The 8,449-nt window shown below is 66.1% G+C and carries 7 protein-coding genes; 2 read left to right on the top strand and 5 right to left on the bottom strand.

All coding sequences use genetic code 11. The annotated features are described in order from the left end of the window. The coding region (locus ACE3UY_RS20590) for a hypothetical protein (protein WP_374689357.1) at nt 1–522 on the top strand (522 nt) is incomplete at its 5' end. A gap of 18 nt (nt 523–540) precedes the next feature. Here the strand turns inward: ACE3UY_RS20590 and ACE3UY_RS20585 are convergent. The 3 genes from ACE3UY_RS20585 to ACE3UY_RS20575 all read right to left on the bottom strand — a co-directional run bounded on the left by ACE3UY_RS20585 (nt 541) and on the right by ACE3UY_RS20575 (nt 4,514). Continuing rightward, entirely contained in the window at nt 541–1,758 is a 1,218-nt protein-coding gene (locus ACE3UY_RS20585) for an alpha/beta hydrolase family protein (protein ID WP_374689356.1), read from the bottom strand. 105 nt (nt 1,759–1,863) lie between these two features. After that, nucleotides 1,864–2,301 carry a GNAT family N-acetyltransferase gene (locus tag ACE3UY_RS20580; protein ID WP_374689355.1) on the bottom strand — a complete coding sequence of 146 codons (438 nt, stop codon included), beginning with the start codon at nt 2,299–2,301 and terminating at the stop codon, nt 1,864–1,866. Continuing rightward, complete coding sequence (locus ACE3UY_RS20575; RefSeq protein ID WP_374689354.1) at nt 2,298–4,514, bottom strand: SLC26A/SulP transporter family protein; 2,217 nt, start codon at nt 4,512–4,514, stop codon at nt 2,298–2,300. The genes ACE3UY_RS20580 and ACE3UY_RS20575 overlap by 4 nt, the downstream gene beginning before the upstream one ends. 220 nt (nt 4,515–4,734) lie before the next feature. Between ACE3UY_RS20575 and ACE3UY_RS20570 the strand changes: the two genes are divergently transcribed. Next, nucleotides 4,735–5,892, top strand: coding sequence for an AI-2E family transporter (locus tag ACE3UY_RS20570; protein ID WP_374689353.1), 1,158 nt, complete (start codon nt 4,735–4,737; stop codon nt 5,890–5,892). 175 nt (nt 5,893–6,067) lie between these two features. On the opposite strand, the gene ACE3UY_RS20565 is transcribed toward ACE3UY_RS20570, so the two are convergent. After that, a complete protein-coding gene (locus ACE3UY_RS20565) occupies nt 6,068–7,258 on the bottom strand; it encodes an AI-2E family transporter (protein ID WP_374689352.1) in 1,191 nt (396 codons plus the stop codon). Further along, nucleotides 7,255–8,449, bottom strand: a 1,195-nt coding sequence (locus ACE3UY_RS20560) for an AI-2E family transporter (RefSeq protein ID WP_374689351.1), incomplete at its 5' end; no start/stop codon positions are given. The genes ACE3UY_RS20560 and ACE3UY_RS20565, both read right to left, overlap by 4 nt.

The raw sequence follows: 8,449 nt of genomic DNA, 5'->3' as shown, positions 1-8,449 counted from the left end.
CTCGTCGGCCCCCAGGAGATCAAGGGCGCCACGGAGGTCTTACCGTTCGATCCCACGGCCATCGCGCCCGGCGGGGCGGCCACCGGCGGCTTGTGTGACGCATCGACCATCGTGCCGGGGACGCACCGCTGCGTCCTGGACAGCGGCGGCTTGGCCGAGCCGTGCTTCACCAGCGGCGGTTTGCTCCTCTGCAGCCCAGACCCCGTGGCCGGCGCGGTGAAGGCGCTGGTCAACCCGGCCGCGCCGCCGCCGACGTTGATCCCGCCTTCAGTCGATCAACTCGTGCCGTTCTTCGTCGAACTGGATGGCGGGCGCACCTGCGCCATCCGTACCGGCGTCGAGCCGGTGTTGATCGGCGGCGCGCCGGCGCTGTTCGACTGCGACACGCCCTACACCTACATCGTGCGCTTCGACAAGTCTGCGCCCACCTGGCGGGCGGCGCTGGTCGCGCTGGACCCGGCCACCGGCCAGACGCCGGGCGGGGAGACGTTGGTCAACGTGCTGCGCGCCTGGGTTCCTTAGGGGTGGGTTACAACGTCACTACCTCACATGGGCGTCAAAGAAGTCGGCTGTCCGGTTGATCATCTCAGTCCAGCCCTGCCCGTAGAACATGTGCCCCTGTCCTTCATAGATGAATAGCTCGGCCGGCTTGCCCGCCGCCTGGAAGGCCGCGTGCAGCTTGGCCGACCACTCCGGCGGCGTGGCGTTGAGTTCCTGGCCGTCGGCCGCGCCGATGTGGATCTGCACCGGCGCGGTCACGTTATCCAGATGGTAGATGGGCGCGATCTGTTGCAGCATGGCCGGGTCGGCCGCGGCGGCCAGGTAGGCGGCCACGATCTCCGGCGGCAGATCGGCGGGGATGGCCTCGGCCGGGTTGCAAGACGTGGTGGCCTGCGACTCGCCCGGCAGGCAGCCGCGCCCCCAGCGGGCGACCAGGTCGGCGTCGTCGCCGCTGTTGGGCGCGTAGAGCACGCCCGCCCGCACGCGCGGGTCGATGGTCATTACCTTGGTCGTGATGCCGCCGCCCATCGAGTGTCCCCACATCCCCACCCGGTTTGGGTCGGCTTGCGGCACGGACGGGAGCGAACTGACCAGGTTCAGCACGTCGGCCACCAGCCCGGTGTGGAACAGGCTCGGCCCCCAGTCCGACTCGCCCCAGGTGCGATAGTCGGGGGCAATGGTCAGATAGCCGCGGCCGTTGAGGTACTCGGCGGCCATCCACGTGCCCGACCCGGCCCAGTAGTTGCCCCGGTCGTGATAGCCGTGGTTGAGGATGATGACCGGGAAAGGGCCATCGCCGGGCGGAATTTGCATGATGCCGGTGATGCGCAGGCCGTCGCTGGGGTAGGCGATGTAATAGCGGGTGTAGGTCGCGGTCGTCTCCAGCGCGCGCAGCATCTCGATGGAGCCGCCGGGGTAGGCGCGGGCGCGCAGGCCGTCGATGGTGACGGCCGCCAGGGGGTGCGGGGTGGGCGAGGGGGCCGGCGTCGCGGTCGCCGTCGGGGGTGGCGTCGCACTGGGCGACAGCGTCGGGGCGGCTGTAGCCGGGAGGGTGATGAGGGGTGTGGGCACGACGAGAGGCGGGGTGGCCGGCGGCGTGGCCGTGGGCGGCTGACCGCCCGTGGGGCCGGCCGTGGCGACGGGCATAGCCGCCGGCAGCGCCGGCGTGGGCAGCATACTTGCCGCCGGGGGCAGCGTGCAGCCAGAAAGGAACGCCAGGAAAACGATGAGTATCAGGGGCAATCTTTGGAAACGCATCGCGCGTATGCTATCGCCAATGCGGGGGGAGGGGCAAATTGTCTTGTAGCGCGGGTTGGTAACCCGCGTTTTCCGTCTACCTGGAATGCGGGTTACCAACCCGCGTTACAACGGCCGCGCCACGAAGAAGCCACGCACTTCCTGCCCACCAGGGTACGTCGTCGCCGGGCACAGGCCGAAGCCCAGCGCCCGCCACATGGGGATGGCCTCCACCTTGTCCGCGGAGCTCCAGGCGCGCAGTTGGTAGGCCCCATGCGTTCGGGCGCGCGCCGCGGCCAACTCCACCAAGCGAGCGGCGATTCCCTGGCGGCGGAAGGCGGGCCGAACCTCGATGATGTCGATGTAGGCTTCGACGGTGGGGGGCAACGGCGCCGGCAGGTCGCGCCAGACGACGGCGATCAGCCCCACCGGCTCATTGCCGGCCAGTGCGAGAATGGAGAAGCCGTCATCCAGGTGCATGTGCCGGGCGGCCAGTTGGCCCCACTCCCGGCCGATGCGCTCCCGCCACGCTTCGTCGGCGTCCGTGTACGTGATTGGCGTCATGATTGCAGCGCGTCCACCGCCCGTACCAGGTGCAGCACCCGGTCGCCCAGCAAGTGGACGATGGCGCGGTGAAAGGCGTAGGCCGCAGCCGGGTCTTCCGCTTCGATCCGGGCCAGTTCTGACTGCGAGAGCGCGTAGACTACACTCGGCCGGTCGGCGACGACGGCCGCGCTGCGCTGCGTGCCCAGGTAGAAGCCCAGTTCGCCCACGACGTAGCCGCCGCGCATCGTCTGGAGGCGCACCGGTTCCCGCTCCGGCGATTCGAGTTGAGCAGTCAGTTGGCCCGACTCGATCAGGAATAGCCGGTCGGGCGCGTCGCCCTGGCGGATCAAGTGTTCGCCCGCCGTCACTTCGCGCCGTTCTAAATAGGGCAGCAGCCGGTCCACCGCGTCGCCGGGGATAAGCGTCCGCAGGTGGTCAGCCAGCGTGCGCTCGACCGGATCGCCTTCGGCCAGGGTGCACAACTGATCCTCGCACCATTCAACGGCCCGGTCGAGGTCGGCGGCGAAGCGGAGCGCGTCCTCCTCCTCGCGTATCCCACCCTGATCAAACTGCCACCGCAGCGCCGGCGACAAACCCGCCAGCACCAGGGTGAATCCTCTGTCGCGCCCCAGTTGGTGCATCTTATCAAAACTGAGCAGCGCGGTGGAGTCCAGGCCGATGACCTGGCGAAAGTCGAGGGCGACGTAGCGCGTTGGCGTGGCGCGGACGCGGGCGCGTACTTTTTCGAGCAGGCCATAGGCCGTGCCGAAGAAGATGAAACCCTGGAGTTGCAGGAAGTAAGCCTGTTTGCCCAGCGCCTCCAGCATGGCTCTATCCTCAGCGCTGCGCGTTACCCGGCTGCGAAAGGTCAGGCCGTCCAGTTCGTGCTTGATGACGCTGCTGCGGCTGTAGCTGACGACGAACATGACGACCGCGGCGATGATGCCAACGGCGACGCCCTGCAAGAAGCCGGCCGTGGCGATGATGATCAGGATCATCAGGACAATGAAATAGTCGATCCACGGTAGGCGCTTCCAGGCGGCGACGACCCACTCCCACAGGAAGGAGACTCCCAGATAGACGAGCAACGCACCGAACACCAGCTTGGGCACCACGGCCAGCGCCGCGCCGCCGGCAACCAGGACGAGGCCGCAGACGGCGGCGGCGAACACGCCCGTCAACCGGCTGTTCGCGCCGGCCCGCGCGTTGAGGGTGGACAATCCGAGTTGCTGGTAGCCCGTCAGCCCGCCGCCCAGCGCGGCCACGACGTTGGCCCAGCCGGCGGCGCGCATCTCGCGATTGAGGTCTACATCGCGGCGCAGCATGAGTTCCAGGCCACTGGCGTTCAGCAGCAGGGCGATGGCGCTGATGGCGACGGCGGCGACTATGCTGGGCAGTTGCGCGCCGATGACCGCCCACTGCACCCGGCCCAACTCGGCCGGGCTGATGGACTGCCACATGCGCCCTTCCGGGAAAGGGCCGAGCAGCCAGCCCGCCGCGCCCAACTCGGCCACGGACGCGCCCAGGAGGGCGGCGACGAGATAGAACAGGGCGATGATGGCGATGATCATGCCCGGCAGGAACAGGTAGTGGCGAATGCGGTTGGAGAGGGCCACCATGAGGATGCCAGCCACCAGGCCCGGCAGCCAATAGGCCAACGTGCGCACCTCCACCAGCGCGGCCAGGTTGCCAGGCGAAAACGGCACGTCGGTCATGGTGCTCAGGCCGCCGATCAGCAGCAGCCATCCGGTTCCGGCCAGAAAGCCGCCGGCTACCGGGTAGGGCAGGAAGCGCACCAGTCCGGCCAGCTTGAACGTGCCCAAGAGTAGCAGGAACAAACCGGTAACCAGCGTCGTCAGCGCCACAACGACGGCGACCGTGGCGAAGCGCGCCTCCGCGCCCACTACCGTGGCGGCGACGGTCGCCGCGGCGACGGCGACAATAGCCGACGGCGCGTCCTGATTGCCGCCGATCATGGTGGGGAGGGAGGACAGAATGGCAACTACGAGCAGACTGATCGTGCCCGAGAACAAGGCCATGCCGATGCCGCGCGAGAGATGGGCGCGCAGTTCCCCCTCGAAGATCAGCGCGGCGAACGAAGCGGACAGGGCGATCTCCACAATGCCGATAATCGTCCCAAGCAGCAGCGACGGGAGCAGGCGCGCCGGGCTGAGGCCGGCCCGCGCGCCGGCCATCCACCCAGCTTTTGTCGAACCAGGCTCGAGCGCCACCGCCAACTTCTCCCTGGCTCCCGACCAACTGTGCAAGTAGGTATCAGCGCGATCCGCGGATTCGTTGCGCGTTTATGAGGAAGTCGGACAATTATGGCGAAATCGCTGGAGAAGACAAACGCGCAGCAGCTAAAGACCTGACAGGTGGGCGGCTCTAGAGTTCGTTCCGGTCAGCGTACTATAGCCGCCCACCTGTCAGGTCTAAGCGCTGGGAGTAAACATGGTAGAACAATCGCGGCCCTTTTTATACCTGCTGATCGGGCTGGCCTGCGTCTTCATTATCATCGCCGGTATCCAGAACCTGGCCTTCATCCTGAATCCCATTCTGCTGTCCGTCGTCATCACGCTCACGGTTCTGCCATTGCCGGAACAGTTCTCGAAGCGTGGTGTGCCCGGCTGGCTGTCGCTGGTGCTGACGTTTGTGGTGGTGCTGAGCGTCATCGGCCTGGTGCTGTTCCTGGTCTTCATCGGCCTGGCGCAAGTGAGCGAGCGGCTGCCGGCCATTCAGGCCACCCTGGCCGAGTCGCTGGCCGCCGAACAGACGGCCGAGCTTACGCCCGACTCGGTCGTCACCTTTATTAGCATCTCCCTGAACGACCTCAGCAACGCCATCACCTCGCTGATCGCCAGCGAACGCCTGGCAAATGTGGCTACGGCGCTGCTTCGCACGCTGTTGATCGGCGTCTCTCAGGCGTTTTTGGTGCTGCTCATCTTCGCCTTCATGTTGAGTTCGGCGCTGGCCTTGCCCAGTAGCAGCCGCCTCGGTCTGCGCACCGACCATCCCATGCTCCACCAAGCGGCCAACCTGACGGTGGATGTGCGTCGCTACGTCACGTTGACGACCTTCATCAACCTGCTGGCCGCTATCGGTAACACCATCTTGCTGTTGATTCTGGGTGTCGATCTGGCCTTGCTCTGGGGCCTTTTGTCCTGGTTCATGGGTTACATTCCGGCTGTTGGCTTCTGGGTTGCCATGATCCCGCCGCTCATCCTGGCCTACGTCGAACACGGCTTCACGAGCGCGCTGATCGTCTTCCTCGGCTACACGCTCATCAACGGCACAGTGGAGAACCTCGTCAAGCCGCGCATGATGGGCCAACAGCTCAAGATTTCACCGGTGGTGGTCGTCATCTCGCTCTTCGTCTGGGGCTGGCTGCTCGGCGCGGTGGGGGCCATCCTGTCCACCCCGCTAACCCTGCTCATCCTGAGCATTCTGGAGGCGTTCGACAGCACGCGGTGGATCGCCATTCTGCTGCGCGCCAACGGTGGCGAGGAGCCGGGCGCGGAAGGGGAACGGCAGGCGGCCGTTGGCCGTGTCCGTGGCGTGTGGGATCGGGTGGTGACGACGATGCGGGGCGGGCCGCCCGTGGCCGATTGAAGAAGAAAGTAGGGGCAGACCTGCGTGTCTGCCCCAGAGCGCATACGCTGCCCCAGGGCGCATACACTGTCCCAGGGCGCATACCGCTGCCTCAGGGCGCATACACTGCCCCAGGGCGCATACACTGCCCCAGGACGCATACGCTGTCCCAGAGCGCATACACGCAGGTGCGCCCCTACTCGCGCTCGATAGCCACGGCGCGCGCCCGGTCGACCAGGGCGTCGAGCCGTTCGAGGAGACTGCCGACCTCTAGTGGGGTGGGTGACTCGCCATTGACCTGCGCGCTGTAAGCAGTCTGTACCTGAGCAAGCCTTTCTTCCAGACTTTCGATCTGGATGGGCGGGGCGGCGGGGCGCTGCATGACGCGGGCGAAGTGGCTGATCGATATCTGGAGCAACACGGCCAGCGGCGGGGCGATGACGAAGCCGATCAGGCCATAGGCGTCGACCATCAACAGCACCAGAAGCACGATGAGCAGCCCGCTGAACTCGTTGCGCTGGAAGAAGCGCGGCTCGATGACGAACTCCAGAAAGGCCATGACGACGCCGGTGATGAGCACGGCCGACAGCGCCAATTCCAGCCCGCCGGACGAAGCCAATCCGAAGATGAATGACAACCCCACGGCGAAGACGAAGCCGGCTATCGGGACGAGCCAGGCCACACCGGCCAGCAGCGCCGTTAGCAGCGGATAGTCCAGTCCCAACACGCTAAAGGCAAGGGCCAGCATGATGACCGCCAGCAGCGCCTGCACGAACTCGCTGCGCAAGTAGGCGCCCATGCTCGTCTCCGTCTGCTGGTAGATGGTGCGGGCCTGGACGCGCTGGTTGGCCGGCAGCAGCGAGAGCCACAACCGCTCGAAATGGGCGCGGTCGGAACTCCAGTAGAGACTGAGGACAACAATGATGAGGACGGAGGCCAGGACGCCAACCACGCTCTGCGCCGCGCCAAAGAGCAGTTGCACAATAGCCAGACCCGATTGCCCCGTCATCGTCTCCGCCAATTGATCCGGCGCAGGCAGCCGCGCCACAATCGCCTCTTGCAATCCTGTGCCCGCCTCCCAGCGCTGGTAGGTCGATTCGTACAGGACGACCAGGTAGTTGCTGAGCAATTGGAGTTCGTCCAGCAGCGGGCCGCTCGCGAAGTAGAGGCCGGCCCCTAGCGCGCCGATGAGCAAGAGATAGATAAGAACCCGCGCCAGCGTGGCGGGCATGCCGCGCTCGATGAGGGCGTCGATGGAGGGACGCAGCGCCGCGGCCACCATCAGCGAGAGCGCCAGCAAGATGAAGATGCTGCGGAACTGCCACAGCAGGATGAGGACGGCTATCGTTGCCGCCACGATCAGGGTGTAAGTCGCCAGCCGTCTCATCTTGCCTCCGCCGGTTCGGCCGGGAAGGGCTGTTCGGCGTCCTCCGCCCGGTAGTAGGCCAGCAGTTTATCCAAATCGAGGGCGATGGCCTCAATAGTGTCCTCCAGGTAGGCGCCCTCGCCGCCCGGATCGTCCGGCGTCGCTTCTTTCTTGCGCACTGTCTTGCGCACGTCGTCGATGAGCTCCTGAGCGTCGTAGCGCAGCCGGCTAAGGAGGTCGCGCTCTACAGCGCTTTCGGCCTGCAATCCACCGCTGGACATGTAGCGATCGAGCAGCAGTTGGATGATGGCGGCCAGCGGTAGAGCGATGAGCGCGCCCAGCACGCCGAATAGCGTGCCGAAGGCGGTCAGCGCCACCAACGTCACCAGTGGGCGCAGACCCAGTGCGCGCTTCATCACCCGCGGTCCAAAGACGTTGGATTCCAGCTGGTGGATGACCAGTGAGGCGATGATGACCCACAGGATGGTCAGCGGCGACACGGTGGTGGCGATGATGATGGAGGGCACGGCCCCGATGAGCGGCCCGATGACCGGGATAACCTCCATGACGCCCACGAAGAGAGCCAGTACCAGAGCGTAGGGCAGGCCGATGAGCAAGTAGGCGGCCAGACTGAGGCCGCCGATGATCACGCTCAATACCAACTGGCCGCTCACGTAACTGCCGACGCGCTGCTCTATCTCCACGATCAGGTCGCGGGCCGCATCGCGCCGGTTGATGGGCAGCAGCAGGATGAACGAGTACTTGATGCGCTCGGATTCGATTGTCCAGAAGAAGGCAATAAAGAAGATGGCGATGATCTTGTAGAGGCTGTTCGCGCCCAGGCTCAGATAGCCCCATACTTGCTGGAAGGGGGAAGTCGTCACCTGGACGCCCGCCTCGTTCGGCGCGGGTGTTGGCGTCGGCGCGCTGGGCGAGAGGCCCGGTTGCGCGGGCAGCGCCTCGGCCAGCCGGCGCAGGAACAGATTCGACGCTCCGGCCAGCCGCTCGCGCAGTCCGGCATAAACCCCTGTCAACTGCTCGCCGATGGTCGCTGCCTGGTCGGCCAGCAGCGGGGCGACAAAGCGCAAGAACAGCCCCAGGACAATCAGCATGAGGCCGAAGATGAGCAGCACGGACAGGGCCGGCGACAGACCGCGCTGTCGCAGCCATTGCACCACCGGCCGCAGGGCGGTGCTTATGATGATACCGGCG

It is taken from the genome of Promineifilum sp. (SeqCode) (assembly GCF_041918635.1).
Taxonomy (GTDB): Bacteria; Chloroflexota; Anaerolineae; order Promineifilales; family Promineifilaceae; genus Promineifilum.
This window is presented reverse-complemented; position numbering and strand designations above follow the sequence as displayed.

Coding starts and splice junctions, on each gene's coding strand:
- ACE3UY_RS20585 (WP_374689356.1), bottom strand. CDS start 1,758: ATGCGTTTCCAAAGATTGCCCCTGATACTCATCGTTTTCCTGGCGTTC.
- ACE3UY_RS20580 (WP_374689355.1), bottom strand. CDS start 2,301: ATGACGCCAATCACGTACACGGACGCCGACGAAGCGTGGCGGGAGCGC.
- ACE3UY_RS20570 (WP_374689353.1), top strand. CDS start 4,735: ATGGTAGAACAATCGCGGCCCTTTTTATACCTGCTGATCGGGCTGGCC.
- ACE3UY_RS20565 (WP_374689352.1), bottom strand. CDS start 7,258: ATGAGACGGCTGGCGACTTACACCCTGATCGTGGCGGCAACGATAGCC.